At 73.2% G+C, this 14,704-nt stretch carries 12 protein-coding genes; 3 read left to right on the plus strand and 9 right to left on the minus strand.

All coding sequences use genetic code 11. The annotated features are described in order from the left end of the window. The first annotated feature begins 113 nt into the window (after positions 1-113). A complete protein-coding gene (locus tag AMK31_RS06710; protein WP_198948433.1) occupies positions 114-1,064 on the plus strand; it encodes a quinone oxidoreductase family protein in 951 nt (316 codons plus the stop codon). A gap of 22 nt (positions 1,065-1,086) precedes the next feature. On the opposite strand, the gene AMK31_RS06715 is transcribed toward AMK31_RS06710, so the two are convergent. From AMK31_RS06715 to AMK31_RS06755, 9 genes are all read right to left on the minus strand, one after another. After that, positions 1,087-2,046, minus strand: a complete 960-nt coding sequence (locus AMK31_RS06715; RefSeq protein ID WP_073939441.1) for an alpha/beta hydrolase — start codon at positions 2,044-2,046, stop codon at positions 1,087-1,089. Then, entirely contained in the window at positions 2,046-2,750 is a 705-nt protein-coding gene (gene fabG, locus AMK31_RS06720; RefSeq protein WP_073939442.1) for a 3-oxoacyl-ACP reductase FabG, read from the minus strand. The genes AMK31_RS06715 and fabG overlap by 1 nt, the downstream gene beginning before the upstream one ends. 37 nt (positions 2,751-2,787) lie before the next feature. After that, the gene (locus AMK31_RS06725) at positions 2,788-4,023 is read right to left on the minus strand and encodes a beta-ketoacyl-[acyl-carrier-protein] synthase family protein (protein WP_241842549.1); all 1,236 of its coding nucleotides are present in this window, start codon (positions 4,021-4,023) and stop codon (positions 2,788-2,790) included. Next, the gene (locus AMK31_RS06730; RefSeq protein ID WP_073939443.1) at positions 4,020-4,262 is read right to left on the minus strand and encodes an acyl carrier protein; all 243 of its coding nucleotides are present in this window, start codon (positions 4,260-4,262) and stop codon (positions 4,020-4,022) included. The genes AMK31_RS06725 and AMK31_RS06730 overlap by 4 nt, the downstream gene beginning before the upstream one ends. A 79-nt stretch (positions 4,263-4,341) precedes the next feature. Continuing rightward, positions 4,342-5,364: a beta-ketoacyl-ACP synthase III gene (locus tag AMK31_RS06735; protein WP_073939444.1), complete on the minus strand. Its 1,023-nt coding sequence runs from the start codon at positions 5,362-5,364 to the stop codon at positions 4,342-4,344. Beyond that, entirely contained in the window at positions 5,361-6,965 is a 1,605-nt protein-coding gene (locus tag AMK31_RS06740; protein ID WP_073939445.1) for an FAD-dependent monooxygenase, read from the minus strand. Before AMK31_RS06740 ends, AMK31_RS06735 begins: the two co-directional genes overlap by 4 nt. After that, entirely contained in the window at positions 6,962-8,035 is a 1,074-nt protein-coding gene (locus AMK31_RS06745) for a ketoacyl-ACP synthase III family protein (protein WP_073939446.1), read from the minus strand. The genes AMK31_RS06740 and AMK31_RS06745 overlap by 4 nt, the downstream gene beginning before the upstream one ends. Position 8,036: 1 nt before the next feature. Continuing rightward, complete coding sequence (locus AMK31_RS06750; RefSeq protein WP_073939447.1) at positions 8,037-8,720, minus strand: HAD family hydrolase; 684 nt, start codon at positions 8,718-8,720, stop codon at positions 8,037-8,039. Then, the gene (locus tag AMK31_RS06755; protein WP_073939448.1) at positions 8,717-9,688 is read right to left on the minus strand and encodes an AfsA-related hotdog domain-containing protein; all 972 of its coding nucleotides are present in this window, start codon (positions 9,686-9,688) and stop codon (positions 8,717-8,719) included. The genes AMK31_RS06750 and AMK31_RS06755 overlap by 4 nt, the downstream gene beginning before the upstream one ends. 661 nt (positions 9,689-10,349) lie before the next feature. Between AMK31_RS06755 and AMK31_RS06760 the strand changes: the two genes are divergently transcribed. Next, positions 10,350-13,538 (plus strand): AfsR/SARP family transcriptional regulator, encoded by a 3,189-nt coding sequence (locus tag AMK31_RS06760; protein ID WP_338013030.1) that lies wholly within the window; start codon positions 10,350-10,352, stop codon positions 13,536-13,538. 231 nt (positions 13,539-13,769) lie between these two features. Next, a complete protein-coding gene (locus AMK31_RS06765; RefSeq protein ID WP_158074522.1) occupies positions 13,770-14,690 on the plus strand; it encodes an AfsR/SARP family transcriptional regulator in 921 nt (306 codons plus the stop codon). The last annotated feature ends 14 nt before the right edge of the window (positions 14,691-14,704 follow it).

Raw genomic sequence — 14,704 nt, forward strand, 5'->3', positions numbered from 1 at the left:
CCAGGGCCCTGTGTTTCAATTGCATCGAACACTCGGGGGATCTTCGACTGAAGGGGAGCACTATGCGCGCGGTCGGCTTCAGGACGCCCGGTGGACCCGAGGTTCTGCAGGTCGTGGACGTACCCGTGCCGGTGCCGGGGCCCGGCCAGGTCCTGGTCGAAGTCGCCTACGCGGGCGTGAATTTCGCCGAGATCTACCGTCGGCGCGGCTGGGCGGCCCCGGCCGGCGACGCGGCCGTGGTGCCGGGGCTCGAGGTGTCGGGACACGTGGCCGCGTGCGGCGAGGGCGTCGACGGTCTGGCCGTCGGCGACCCGGTGGCCGCCCTCACCCATGAGCAGACGGGCGCCAGCGGCGGTTACGCCCAGTACGCGGTCGCGCCGCAGGAGCTGGTGTACCCGTTGCGCACCGAGCGCGGCGAGGTGGACCTGCTGACGGCGGCCGCGCTCCCCTGCACCGTCACCACCGCCTACGGCCTGCTGGCGGCCGGTCGTCTCACCGCGGGCGAGGACGTGCTGATCCACGCCGCGCTGGGCAGCGTGGGCAGTACGACGGCCGGCATCGCGCGGCTGCTCGGCGCTCGCCGGGTGCTGGGGACCGTCGGTTCGCCGGCCAAGCTGGCCAGAGCCGAGGCCGCCCTCTACGACGAGCTGTACCTGCGGGACGACGTGCGCGGCTGGGCCGAGCCCAGCGCCCCGGAGCACGGCGTCGACCTGGTCCTCGACTCGGTCTCGGGCCCCACCACCACGGCGAGCATCGGCGCCCTGCGCGCCCTGGGCCGGGTGGTCGTCTACGGCAACCCGGGCAACCACGCCGACGCCCCGGTCTCCACGCACGCGCTCTGGCTCTCGTCCAAGGCCGTCATCGGCTACAACATGGGCGAGATCGCGGTGCAGGCCCCGCGCGTCCTGCGCGACCAGGCCCTGCGCGCCGCCGAACTGATGGCGTCGCGGCGGCTCGCCGTCGACGTCGGCGAGATCATGCCGCTGGAGTGCGCCCGGGAGGCCCACCGCCTGCTGGAGAGCGGAACCAGCGTGGGAAAGCTGGTCCTGCGGGTGGCGGACTGAGCCTCCCGGCCCACCGGACGGGTCAGGCCCGCGGCCGTGTGCCGTCCGGGCCGTGCAGCAGCCGGCCCGTCGCCAGGCCGAAGGCGCGGTTGGCCGCCGCGGCGGCCTCGCTGACCCGGTCCATGTAGAAGAAGCCGTGCATGAGTCCCTCACCGCGGGACAGGGTCACCGGCACGCCGGCGTCCCGCATGCGGTCCGCGAGGGCCGTCGCCTCGTCGTGCAGCACGTCGAACTCCGCCAGCTGGAAGACGGCGGGCGGCAGGCCCTCGACCTGGCGGGCACGCGCCGGGGTCGCCTCCACGGGCGGATCGGCCAGCCGGTCCCCCAGGTACTGCGACCAGAACCAGCGGGCGTTGGTCCGCGTGAGGGCGTACCCCTGCGCGTACCGCCGGTACGACGGTGTGTCGAAGTCGGCGCCCAGGGACGGGGTGACGACAGCGAGGGCCCGCAGCCGGCCGGGGTGCGTGCGCGCGACGCGCAGGGCGGCGCCGACGGCCAGCGCGCCGCCCGAGCTGTGCCCGCCCACGCCGACCCGCGCGGGGTCGGCCCCCAGTTCGGCCGCATGCTCCAGCGCCCAGGTCAGGGCGGTGGCGGCGTCGTCGTTGGGCAGCGGGTACGGGTGCTCGGGCGCCGACCGGCACTCGACCGCGAGCACCGCGACGTCCGCGGTGCCGGCGATCCGGCGTACCGGAGTGTCCTCCACCTCCAGGGAGTTCGCCACGAACCCGCCGCCCACCATGAAGACCAGCAGCGGCAGCGCGGTCTCGGGGCGCGGGTGGTACAGCCGGGCCCGGATCGCCGGGGCGCCGGCGGGGCCGGGCACGCTGACGTCCTTGACCTCCGCGATCTCCGGGCCCTCGCCCGCGACCTCCATCCAGCCGTCGACGGCCGTACGCACCTCGGCCACCGTGAAGTCGTGGAAGTCGACCTCGCCCTCGGGTGCCGAGTCGAGGAACGCGCGCATCTCCTCGTGCAGCGCCATCAGTGCCCCATTCCCAGTCCGCCGCTCACCGGCAGGACCGCGCCCGTGATGTACCGCGCCGACTCGTCCGCCAGGAACCGCACGGCGGCGGCGACCTCCTCGACCGTGCCGGGCCGGCCCAGCGGGGTGGACGCCATCAGCTCGGCCCGGCGCTCCTCGGTGATCGTGGCGGCCATGTCCGTCTCGATGACACCGGGGGCGATCACGTTGGCGGTGATGCCGCGCGGCCCCAGTTCCCGGGCCAGCGAGCGCGCCAGACCGATCAGGCCGGTCTTGGACGCGGTGTAGTTGGCCTGTCCGGGCGCGCCCGTCATGCCGACCGCGGAGGAGATGAACACCATCGTCCCGCGGCCCTGTCCGAGCATGCCGAGGGCGGCCCGCCGGGCCACCCGGAAGGAGCCCGCCAGGTTGGTCTCCAGCACCGACAGGAAGTCGTCGTCCGTCAGCGTGAGGGACAACCCGTCGCGGGTGATGCCCGCGTTGGCGACCAGCACCTCGACGGCGCCCTGCTGGGCCTCGACCGCCGTGAAGGCCTCCTCGACGGAACCGGCGTCCGTCACGTCGCAGCGCACCGCGAACAGGTCGCCCTCCGGGGGCTCGGAGCGATAGGTGACGGCCACCTTGTCCCCCGCGTCGGCGAAGGCGCGCGCCACGGCCAGGCCGATCCCTCTGTTCCCACCTGTCACCAGAACCGAACGACTCACTGCTTCCCTCTCCGTGTTCCTGCTCGGTGCCGCACGGTCAGCCACGGCCCATGATCAGCACGCCGTTCTGCCCGCCGAATCCGAACGAGTTGCTGGCGGCGACCTCCAGGGGCGCCTGCCGCGGCTCCTTCGCCACGACGTCCACCTCGATCTGCTGGTCCTGGCTGTCCAGGTTGGCGGTCGGCGGCACCACGCCGTGCTCCAGCGCGAGCACGGTGTACGCCGCCTCGATGGCGCCGGCCGCGCCGAGCGCGTGTCCGGTCACGCCCTTGGTGGAGGTGACCAGCGGCCGCTCGCCCAGCACCCGGCGCAGCACGCGCGCCTCCGTCACGTCGTTGAGCGGGGTCGACGAGCCGTGCGCGTTGACATGGTCGATGTCACCGCCGCCGAGCCCGGCGTCGGCGAGGGCGGCGCGCAGCGCACGCTCGACTCCCTCGCCCTCCGGGTGCGGCGCCGACGGGTGGTGGGCGTCGGCGGAGGCGCCGTAGCCGAGGACCTTGGCCCGTACCCGGGCCCGGCGTGCGGTGGCGTCCTCCAGCCGCTCCAGCACCAGCACACCGGCGGCCTCGGCCACCACCATGCCGTCGCGCGCGGCGTCGAACGGGCGGGAGGCCGCGGCCGGTTCGCCGGTCCGCCGGGACAGCGCGCCCATCTGGGCGAGGCCCGCCATGGTCATCGTGGTGATCGGGGCGTCCGCGCCGCCGGCGATGACGATGTCGCAGGCCCCGGAGGCGAGCAGCTGGCGGGCGGTGCCGACGGCGGTCGGGCCGGAGGCGCACGCGGTCGCCGTGACCATGTTCGGGCCCTTGGCGCCGAGTTCGATCGCGACGTACGCCGCGATCATGTTGACCGGGGCCATCACCCACACGAGCGGTGAGATCCAGGCCGCGCCCTCCTCCAGCATCTTGCGGTGCTCGGCCTCCAGGCTGGCCATGCCGCCCATGGAGGTGCCCAGGACGACGCCGACGCGGGCGCCGTCCCAGGTCCCGGGGTCGAGTCCGGCGTCGCTCACCGCTTCGCGTGCCGCGACCAGGGCGAGCTGGGTGACCCGGTCGAGCTTCCACAGCTTGCTCGGTTCGAAGTGCGCCTCGGGGTCGTAGGCGCCGGCCCGGCAGGAGATGTCCACCGGGAGTCCCTCGAGCTGGGGGTCCGTGGCCGCGGTGGACTCTCCGGAGAGCACCCGCTCCCAGTTCTGCCCGACCCCGAGCCCGGCCGGGGACACCAGTCCCAGGCCGGTGACGGCGATCTCCTGACGGGAGGTCGGGGCGCTCACTTGACCGCCGCCCCCTTGGACTCGATCAGCTCGACGATCTCGGTGAGCGTGTGGGCGGAGGTGATCTCGCCCGGCGCGAGCGGCACGCCCAGCGTCTTCTGCAGGGTCAGGGTGAGCTCGACGGTGACGAGCGAGTCGATGCCCAGGTCGTTCAGGCTGCCGCCGGCGGCGATCCGGGGGGTGGGGACGCCGTAACGGCTCGCCAGGATGCCGGTGATCTCTTCGGTGACCTTGCTCATGTCAGCAACTCCTCAGTCGGCTGTGTTCGGTGGATGGTCGGTGTGGTGCGGCGGCGGTGCCGGCGCGGTCGGGGGACGGTCAGGGCGCCGCGGGGGCCAGGCCGGGCCACTCGAAGGCTCCGGCGCCCCAGGTGGCGCCGCCGCCGTAGGCCGTGACCAGGACGCGGTCGCCCTTGGTCAGCTGCCCGGAGTCCACCGCGTCGGCGAGGGCGAGCGGGATGGAGGCGGCGGCGGTGTTGCCGACCCGGTCGATGTTGGCCACCAGGCGCTCCGGGGGCAGGTCGAGCTGTTCGGCGACGGCGTGCAGGATCCGCAGGTTGGCCTGGTGGCCGACGACGGCGTCCAGGTCGGCCACGTCCCAGCCGACCCGGTCGAGCACGGCGCGGGAGGAGCCCGCCATCTTCAGCACGGCCTCCATGAAGACCTCGCGGCCGCTCATGCTGAAGTACCGGTCCTCGTCCGGCACGTCGGCGCCGTGCAGCGGCCGGGCGGAGCCTCCGGCGCGGACCGTGATCAGGTCCGCCCGCGTGCCGTCGCTGCCCAGGCGCAGATCGAGCAGGGCACCGGGTTCGCCGCGCTCCCCGGCGCGCAGCAGGACGGCCCCGGCGCCGTCGCCGAAGACGGCGAGGGTGGTGCGGTCCTGCGGGTCGAGGATGGTGGAGAAGGTGTCGGCGGCCACCACCAGGACCTGTTCGGCGAGCCCCGACGCGATGTGTCCCTCTGCCGCGGCGAGCGCGTAGAGGAAGCCGGTGCAGACCGCGTTGACGTCGTAGGCGGGGATGCCGCCCAGTCCGAGCCGGGCCGCCACGTCGGGCGCGGTGGCCGGGCAGGGCCGGTCGGGTGTGGTGGTCGCGAGGATCAGCAGGTCGGCGCCGGCCGGCTGACCGCTGGTCAGGGCCGCCGACTCCAGGGCGCGCCGGCCCGCCTGCACCGCGAGGTCGCCGGTGGCCGTGCCGGGGTCGACGACGTGGCGCTGCCGGATGCCCGTGCGGGTCCGGATCCACTCGTCGGAGGTGTCGAGGCGGCGGGCGAGATCGTCGTTGGTCACCACACGCGGGGGCAGCGTGGCCCCCACGCCGGCGAGCACGGCTGCTCGGGTCATCGGGCGCCTCCTGTCGGTGTCGTGTCGTGCGCGTGGACTTGTTCTCCCTGCCGGGCGGCGGGCCGCACGCCCAGCGTGTACAGGGCCTGGGCGACCGCCTCCGGGTCGTCCGGGGGTACGGCGGCGGCGAGGTGGCCGTCCGGGCGGACCACCACGGCCAGCGGCCGGCCGCCGAGGGCGGCGCGCAGCCGCCGGCGCACCACGGCGTCGGGTTCGGCGACCTGGGCCAGTCCGGCCAGTTCCTTGTGCAGACGCTCCTTGACGCGCTGCCAGTCGCCGCCCGAGCCGGCACGGCCGGGCCAGAGCAGGACGCTGGGCTCGTCACGGGCGAGGACGCGGCGGCCGTTGACCGGGGCGAGCGGCAGCGGCACGCGCTCCCCGGGCCGGATGCCGGGCGCCAGGGACGGTCCGGAGGCCGGGCTGTCGTAGCTGACTCCGAGCTGGCTCACCAGCGGGGTGATCCGGCGGCGGAGCAGTCCGGAGCGGTGGGCGAGGTGGAAGAGGCCGTCCCGCAGCAGGATGCGCTTCGGGGTGCGGGCCATGCCCCACTTGGTCTGTGCGGTGGTGGTGCGGGCGACGTGGTGGGCGGCGGCCCGGCGCTCGCTGTCGTAGTGGTCGAGAACGACGTCGCGCAGGCTGCCGTCGACGACTCCGGCGAGGCGCCAGGCGAGGTTGACGGCGTCCTGGATGCCGGTGTTCATGCCCTGGCCGCCGGCGGGGCTGGTGATGTGCGCGGCGTCGCCGGCCAGCAGGCAGCGGCCGGCCCGGAAGGTGGCGGCGATCCGGCAGCGGGCGCGGAACACGGCGCTCCACCGCAGTTCGCCCACGACGGCGTGTCCGGGGGCACGCTCGTCGACGGCCTGCTGGAAGACCTCCCGGCCGGGCGGGGCCGCGCCGGGTTCCTGGTGCGGCACGGTGATCGCCAGCCGCCACAGGCCCTCACCGAAGGGTCCGAGGGCGAGGCCGCCGTCCGGTGAGTAGCAGTAGTACGTCATATCGTCGTCCGGCGCGCCCTCGACGGGCGCGTCGGCGACCGCGAAGCTGACGTCGACGACGTCGCCCTCGAAGTCCACGCCGAGCAGTTCCCGGGTGGTGCTGTGGGCGCCGTCCGCGCCGACGAGCCAGTCGCTGCGGATGTGGTGGGCGGTGCCGTCGGCGTCCTCGAGGGTGCTGAGGACCGTGCCGTCGGGCGCCGTCCGGTCGAGGCCGGTGAGGCGCAGCCCGGACTCGATGGTGCCGCCCAGTTCGGCGAATCGTTCCCGCAGTACTTCCTCGACGGTGTTCTGCGAGATGACGAGGGCGAAGGGGTAGCGGGTCGGTGTCCCGTCCATGGGGACGTCGCCGATGCGGCGGCCCTGGGAGAAGTAGCCGACGCCGGACACCGGGTGGCCGCGGCCGGTCAGCCGCCGGGTCACGTCGATCCGGTCGAGCAGTTCCATGATCCTCGGCCACAGCACATTGGCCCGGGAGTGCCGGGTGAAGCGCCGCTCGGCGTCCACCAGGCGTACCCGCACACCGCGTTGCAGCAGTTCGCAGCCGGTCACCAGGCCGACGGGCCCGCCACCGACGATCAGCACGTCGCAGTCCGCGCGGTCACTCATCGCTTGTCCTCCTTCGCTTCGTCCGCCGGCCGGGCGCGCTCGGCCGCGAGACGCGTGACCACCACACCGGAGTAGGCGAAGCCGGCGCCCGCGTTGAGCACCAGGCCGCTCTGCCCGGGGCTCAGCCGCCCGACGAGGTCGGCGACTCCCGCCAGGGCGTCGCCGGGGCCCAGGTGTCCGGTGAGGTGTCCCGTCGACACCGTCGGTGCCGCCGTCACCTCGGCGATCGCCGGCACCCAGGCGTGCCGGAGCGTCTTGCCGCCGAGGCGCGGCAGCACCACGCAGGCCAGTTCGTCCGCATCGGGTGCGATGCCTGCGTCGGCCAGGCAGTCCCGCACGACCGCCTGGACCTTCTCGCGGGTGGTCTTGGTGAAGACGTCGAGGCCGTACCGGGTGAGATACGACTTCTTCGCGCGGCGGACGTCCACCCGCTGGTCGGGCCACAACGGGGCCGGACCGAAGGGGAGTTCGCCGCGGTGCATCAGCTCCAGCTCGGGAGCGGAGTGGGTGACGACGGCGCGCAGCCGGAACAGGTCGCGCTCCGGGTCCAGCGGGCCGACCAGCGCGGCGGTGGCGCTGTCGCCGTAGACCAGCGCGTAGTCGGCGGTCCACCGGTCGAAGGCGGGCGGCGCGAACCGGTCCGCGGTGGTCACCAGCACCCGGTCCACCGCGGGGTCCGCGGCGATCCGGGTCGCGGCGACCTCCAGCGCGGCGACTGCGCCGTTGCACACCTGCTGGACGCCGATGGGCTGGACCTGGTCGGCGCCGAGCGCGGCGGCCAGGTAGTGCGGGGCGGACCAGATGTCGTGCCCCTGGTGGTACATCCAGGAGTGGACCAGCAGACCGAGGCCTGCCGGCGGCCATCCGGCGTCGGCGAGGACGGTGCGGGCCGCGCGCAGCGCCATCTCCGGAGCCGCCTCGTGCGTGGCCACCGACACCTCCTCGTAGCCGAGGTCGTCGATGTCGCCCGCGTCGAGCCGGCCGTCCGCGACGGCCTGCCGGGCGGTCTCGCGGCCCGCGGGGAAGTACGCCTCCACCGCGGCGATGCCCAGTTCCGTGGCGAGCCGCATCTCAGACTCCCGTGACGGCCGGGGCCAGCCGCGGTTCGAGCCACTGGATGGCCTGGCCGGCGTCCGTGAAGTGGACGGCCTGCCAGCCCGCGGCGCGGGCGCCGTCGCAGTTCTTCTCCAGGTCGTCGATCAGCACGCACTGCGCGGGGTCGACGCCCGCCCGCTCGGCGGCCAGCGCGAAGATGGCCGGCTCCGGCTTGCGGCAGCCCACCTCGAAGGACATCACCAGGTCGTCGAAGAGGCCGTCCGGCGGGACCATGCGGCGCCAGTGGGTGTCCCAGGCGGGTGGCATGTTGGACAGCAGGCCGACGAAGACGCCGCGGCCGTGCGCGGCCCGCAGCCAGCGCTCCCAGACCGGGTTGCCGCTGCGGCCCTCGAACCAGCGGTCGGCGAACCCGGACAGGTCGGTGTGGACGCCGTACTCCGCCGCGAGCACCTCCTGGACCTCGACGACCCAGGCGTCCTCGGTGATGAGCGGCGTGTCCAGCGGGCCCATCGCGTCGGTGCCGTAGCGCTCGCCGACGCGCCGCATGGCGCCCTGGAACTGCTCGGGGGTCATGCCGTGCCGGGCGCAGAACACCGCGGTGTCGTCGGCCACCGGCGGGGTGAGCACCCCGCCGAAGTCCGTCCAGACGGCGGAGATGGTGCCCAGCGAGGGGCTGGTGGCCGTGCTGCCGTACGTCATGCGGTCCTCCTGGCGGCCTCGACGGGCGCGTACGTGATGCCGATGCGGGCGATGGTCTGGTCGTGCTGCCGTACCTCGACCGGCACCGTCCGGTCGGGGCCCGGCGCCGTGGGCTCCGCCCGCAGCAGGACGGGGGCGTCGAGCTCCGCGAACCGGGTGAAGGTGCCGGTGAACCCGGTCAGGGCGAGTCCGGCGGCGGCCGCCCGGGTGGCCTGGGCGTGCCGGGCGAAGCACAGCTGACGGGCCGCGTCGGTGAGGGTCAGCGCGGTGAAGTGGTCGTTGGCGTGGACGAAGAGCGTGGGGTGGCGCAGGGACACGGCGAGCCGCGCCCGGTCCCACGCCGGTTCCCCGGCGAGATCGGCGATGAGCACGTTCTCGGCACGTCCGCGGCCGACGGCGGCGGCCTGCGCGGGCGACTCGGCGGGCGGGTCGGGCAGGTCGCTCGACCGGGGCGGCGGGGCGCCGCGCTGGAGGGTCCGCAGGGCCTGGTACTCCTCCGGGCCGGCGTACACGACTCCGATGACGACCTCGCCGATCTCCTCGCCGCGGGCGGAGAGGGCCATGCGCCAGCGCAGCGAGCGGACGGCGTCGGCGCGGTGCACGACGTCGTCCGCGCCGATCCGCAGCGTCAGCTCGGCGTCGCCGTCGGCGAGGACGTCCCACGCGGTGGCGTGGGCGCGGACGTCCCAGTCGGTGACGAGGAACGCCGCGTCGAGCGGCACCCCGAGGGCGGCGTGGGCGAGGTAGCTCCCCGCCTGCCGGCAGGCCTCCAGCAAGAGCAGCGGGTCGGCGTGGGAGGGCGCGTCCGGAAGGTCGTTGTAGTACGGGTGCCGGCTGGGCAGCCGGGCGGTTCCCACGAACTCGTACTCTCCGGTCTGCTCGGCGCCGGCCAGGAAGATCTCCGTCTCGGCACTTCGGTGCACCAGCGTTCCGATGTCGGCTGCTGCGAGCACCTTCCCTGCGGTCATCTGAACTGCCCCCTCGCGGACCGGCTATGGACAACGCACTCGCACAGCGACCACCGGGGTCGTTGTCAGCGCGGTGAACTCATGCTCGCAGTCGGCGTGCAAGGGGCACTCAAGCCGCGAACAAGGCGGCCCGGCGCCGCCGTGAGCACGGCGCGGACCGGGGTTCCGCCGCTCCGGACGCGCCGCCGGGACGCAAGGATCCGGCCATACGGGCCGCCACCGGCCCTCCCCCGGGTGTCACCGGGGCGAGCGGGCGCACGGGGCGCGGAACGGCGCAATCCGCGGCTGGTGTCGCCCGGGGGCCGTCGATGCGGCGAACACCGGAAACAATCCGTTCACACCCGGCGATGAGTTCCGGCCAAAAATCGGCAGTTCGGTGTAACGATACAAACGACCGAGTTGTCGCCGCCCGGCCAACGCGATTGACAAAGTCATATGAAAATGTGACGCAGCTCATACCCCCGCTTTGATTGCGCTCGTCACAATGTTTGCTGGCGCTACGGCCGGCCGGCCGGGCCCAGCAAGTGTTAGGGGGATCCACTTGTTCACATTCCAGTTGCTTGGACCGCTGAAAATAGCGGCCAACGGGAGGACCGTCCACCTCAAGGCAAAGAAACCTCGCATACTTCTCGCCGCGCTTCTGGTCGGCGGAAACCGAGGAGTGAGCAACGACCGGCTGGTTTCTCTTCTCTGGGATGACGAAGACGTCCCCAAGAACAGTCGTGGAGCTCTGCACATCCACATCAACCGCCTGCGCCGGACGCTGACCTCCACCGTCGCGGCGGGCGGCGACCTCATCCGCACCACACCCGACGGCTACGCCATCGACGTCGGCGCCGACAACCTCGACATCCTCCGCTTCGAGCAGCTGGAGCAGGAGTTCCGCAGGCAGCGCGGACGCGTCGCCCCGCAGGCCGAGTCCGACCTGGTCGAGGCGGCGCTGTCGATGTGGCGCGGACCGGCCCTGTGCGACATTCCGAGCGACCGGCTGCGCCAGAGCGTCGCACCGCAACTCACCGAACGCCGGCTGGCCCTGCTGGAATACCATTTCGAACTCAAATTGCGCATGGGCGCGCATGAAGAGGCGATCGGTGAACTGCGCAGCACGGTGGTGAAACACCCGCTCCGCGAGAATCTATGGGCGCAATTGATCCGGGCGCTTTACGAGACCGGCCGCAAGGCGGAGTCACTGCAGACTTACCTGACACTTTCCCGGACGCTCGCGGAAGAAGCCGGAATCGACCCGAGCAATGATCTCCAGAAACTTCATCGAAGCATTCTGAATGATTCCTACGAGCCGCCCGAGCCGGAGCCGGCCGCGCAGCCGCAGGGACCGGATCACGAGCCCGACAATGCGGCGGTCGCGTCCTACAACTGGACCGAACTCTGCCAACTCCCGCCGATCGTCGCGGACTTCGTGGGACGCGACGAACCGCTTGAACAGATGACCGCCCTGTTGAAGGGGAACGCCGGGGGAACCGCCCTTTCCATCGTGGTGGTGACAGGCCCGGCCGGAGTCGGCAAGACCGCGCTCGCGGTGCGGGCGGCCCACCAGGTGCGCTCCCACTTCCTCGACGGCCAGTGGTTCGTCCGGTTCGGCGGCGCGGGCGACCAGTCCCGGTCCCCGTCCGACGTGCTGGCCGAGCTGCTGCGCCGCTCCGGCGTGTCCAGCGCGGCCATCCCGTCCGACGTCGAGTCGCGCGCCGCCATGTTCCGGGCACGCCTCGCGGACCGGCGGGTCCTGCTGCTGCTGGACGACATCCGCGAGGCCGAGCAGATCGTCCCGCTGCTGCCCGGCACGTCCAGCTGCACGGTGCTCATCACCAGCCGGAGCAACCTCACCGAGCTGGTCGCCCTGCACGGCGCCCGGCTGGTGCCGCTGAACGTGCTCACCGCGCGGGAGGCGGAGTCGCTGCTGTCGCACATGCTCGGCCCGAGCCGGTCCGCCGACCCGGAGGACCTGGCCGAACTGGCGGAGCTGTGCGCGTACCTCCCGCTGGCGCTGCGGGTCGCCGCCGCCAGCCTGCTGTCGCGTCCGCAGCTGGCCCTGAGCACCTACATCGAGGAGCTGCGGCACGGGAACCGGGTGGCGAAGCTGACCGTCGGCAGCAACCGGCGCGCGGCGGTCCAGGCCGCCTTCGACCTGTCGTACCACGCGCAGACCGCCCAGGCGCAGCAGCTGTTCCGGCTGCTGGGGCTGGTGCCGATCCGCGACTACACCGCGGCGTCGGCCGCGGCCCTGCTCGACCTGCCCGCCTCCGAGGCCGAACTGCTGCTCCAGGACCTGGCGTTCGCCAGCCTGCTCGAGGAGCACTCGCCCGGCCGCTACCGGTTCCACGAGCTGATGCAGATCTACGCGGCCGAGCGGGCCCGCGAGGAGGACACCGTCCAGGAGCGCCGGGCGGCCGAACAGCGGCTGTTCACCTGGTACCTGTACAGCGCGGCGTCCGCCGTGGTCCCCCGCTACCCGGGGATGATCCGGCTGCCGATGGCCGACCCGCCCGACTCCGTGCATCCGCTGCCCTTCGCCACGGACGAGGCGGCCCTGCAGTGGCTGCTCGTGGAACGTGCCAACCTCATCGCGGTCATCGCCTGCGCGGCGGCCCAGGACTCGCTGACCGCGCACGAGACCGGCTGGCTGCTCGCCGACGTGCTGCGCGGGTACTTCTGGTCGGGCTGGAACAGCAACGAGTGGAAGACGGCCGCCCGGGCGGGCCTGAACTCGGCGCGCAAGGCGGGCGACCCGCCGGCCCAGTGGGCGATGAACTACAGCCTGGGCCTGGCCAACTACCGCAGCGCCGACTACGACCTGTCCCACACGCACCTCACGGAGGCCGGCTGGCTCGCCGCCCAGCACGGGCTGCGCACCTTCGCCGCCGAGACCAGCAACGGCATGGGCCTGCTCCTGCTCGCCCAGGGCCGGCTGCGGGACGCGGCCCAGGCGCTGGAGGACGGTCTCGTGCTCGACCGTGAGCTGGACCTGCCCATCGCGGAGGCCAGGGCTCGGCGCCACCTGGGCAGCGTGGAGCACGCGCGGGGCCACTTCAGCAGTGCGCTGGCCCAGTTCAAGCGGGCCCAGCGGATCGACCGGGAGCACGGCGTCAGGTTCACCGAGTCGGAGACCCTGGGCCGGATCGGGCTGACGCTGTGCGCGCTCGGCCGGGGCGAGGAGGGTCTGGGCGCGCTGTGGCTGTCGCTGCGGGCGAGCCACGAACTGGGCGGGCGGTTCGACCGCGCCGCGGCCCACTGCCGCCTGGCCGTGGGACAGTTGATGGAGCGGCAGCCGGGGACGGCGACCGAGCACGCCCGGGCCGCGGAGATGCTGGCCAAGGACCTCGGTGACCAGGTCGTCTCGGCGGACGCGCACAACATCCTGGCGTCCTGCAGCCGGATGTCGGGACACCTGGACCTGGCGGAGCACGAGTACGAGCGGGCGAGGGTGCTGGCCGGTCTCGCGGGACATCCGCAGTCGGCCGTCGAGGCCCTGTTCGGTCTGGCGGTCGTCGCGCTGGAGCGGGGCCTTCCGCACCGGGCGCTCGACTGCCTCTCGAGGGCGATGGACCACGCTCGCAAGGACCACCTGGTGCTGTGCGAGGCCCATGTGACGCTGCTGCGCTGTGTGGCCTTCAGCGCCATGGGCAAGTGGCAGGACGCCGTGGTGTGCGGCTCCGACGCGGCCGACACGTATCTCGCGCTCGGCAGCAGCTGTGGCGAGGAGCGGTCGCGCGAGCTGGTCCGGCAGGCCGAGCTGGGCATGTTCGACCTGGCGGAGTTCCTGCGCGCGTCGCCGCGGTTCGTGCCGATCGCCACCACCGTGCTGGCGCAGTCGGCGTGCGGTTTCGACAGCTGAACCGCCCCTTTCACGCGGACGCGGCAGCACGCCTGGGGCCGGTCCGGAGCGGTGGATCGCGGGTGGATCGCGGGTGCAAGAGGTCATGCAAGCGCGTTGAAAGAGACCCGACATAGCCATCTGACAGGTTGGAGCCGTTCAGCACGGGAGCACAGCGTCGTGCCCCCGGTGTCTGTGCCCGGCTCGAGGCACATCCACCACGGGCCTTCAGTCAGCAAGGAGGTTGGTTTCGTGTCCCCTTCGGCGTCAGTCCTCCACAGAAGCGACGCATTCGGCTCCCTTGAGACCGCCGGTCACCCCCCGGTCCGCATCCAGTTGCTCGGTCACTTCGAGGCCAGTGCGGCGCACGGTTCCGCAACGCCCAGCGCGCCGAAGGTCAGGCAGGTCCTCGCCCTGCTCGCGGTGCACGCCGACCAGGTCGTCCCGGTCTCCTCCATCTTCCGGGAGCTGTGGCCGGAGGACGCTCCGCGCACCGCGCTGCGGACCGTCCAGACCTACCTGGGACAGCTGCGCAAGCTGCTGTCCGACACCACCGGACTGCCCTCCGCCGCCGTGGCCGAGGACATGCTGGTGACCGAGGGCCGCGGCTACATGCTGCGCAGCACGGCCATCAGCCTCGACTCGCAGGACTTCGAACGCCTGGTGAACCGGGCGCGCAGCGCGGCGACGGTCCAGGACCACGCCAAGGCCGCCATGCTGTTCACCCAGGCGCTCGCCCTGTGGCGCGGTCCGGCACTCGCCAACGTCCAGGCCGGTCCCCTGCTGCACACGCACATCGACCGGCTGGAGGAGTCCCGGCTGAGCGTCGTGGAGCAGTGGATCGCCGCGAAGCTCGCGCTGCAGCAGCACCAGGACGTGCTGAGCGACCTCACCGCGCTGGTGGCGCAGCACCCGCTCAACGAGTGCCTGCACGCCCAGCTGATGACGGTGCTGCACCGGTGCGGCCGCCGCGCCTCGGCGCTGGAGGTCTACCAGCAGCTGCGCACCCGGCTCATCGAGCACATCGGCCTGGAGCCCGCCTCCCACGTCAAGGCGCTCCAGCAGGTCATCCTGGCCGGCGACCACGCGCCCGACACGGTCACGGCGTTCGGCACCGGAGCGGCCCGCAAGCTGGCCGACCGCGGGCAGCGGGGTCTCGCCCGCCCCGCGTGACGGCCCGGCCGGCC

Source organism: Streptomyces sp. TSRI0107 (genome assembly GCF_001905845.1).
GTDB lineage: Bacteria > Actinomycetota > Actinomycetes > Streptomycetales > Streptomycetaceae > Streptomyces.

Coding starts and splice junctions, on each gene's coding strand:
- AMK31_RS06715 (WP_073939441.1), bottom strand. CDS start 2,046: ATGGCGCTGCACGAGGAGATGCGCGCGTTCCTCGACTCGGCACCCGAG.
- AMK31_RS06730 (WP_073939443.1), bottom strand. CDS start 4,262: ATGAGCAAGGTCACCGAAGAGATCACCGGCATCCTGGCGAGCCGTTAC.
- AMK31_RS06735 (WP_073939444.1), bottom strand. CDS start 5,364: ATGACCCGAGCAGCCGTGCTCGCCGGCGTGGGGGCCACGCTGCCCCCG.
- AMK31_RS06740 (WP_073939445.1), bottom strand. CDS start 6,965: ATGAGTGACCGCGCGGACTGCGACGTGCTGATCGTCGGTGGCGGGCCC.
- AMK31_RS06745 (WP_073939446.1), bottom strand. CDS start 8,035: ATGCGGCTCGCCACGGAACTGGGCATCGCCGCGGTGGAGGCGTACTTC.
- AMK31_RS06750 (WP_073939447.1), bottom strand. CDS start 8,720: ATGACGTACGGCAGCACGGCCACCAGCCCCTCGCTGGGCACCATCTCC.
- AMK31_RS06755 (WP_073939448.1), bottom strand. CDS start 9,688: ATGACCGCAGGGAAGGTGCTCGCAGCAGCCGACATCGGAACGCTGGTG.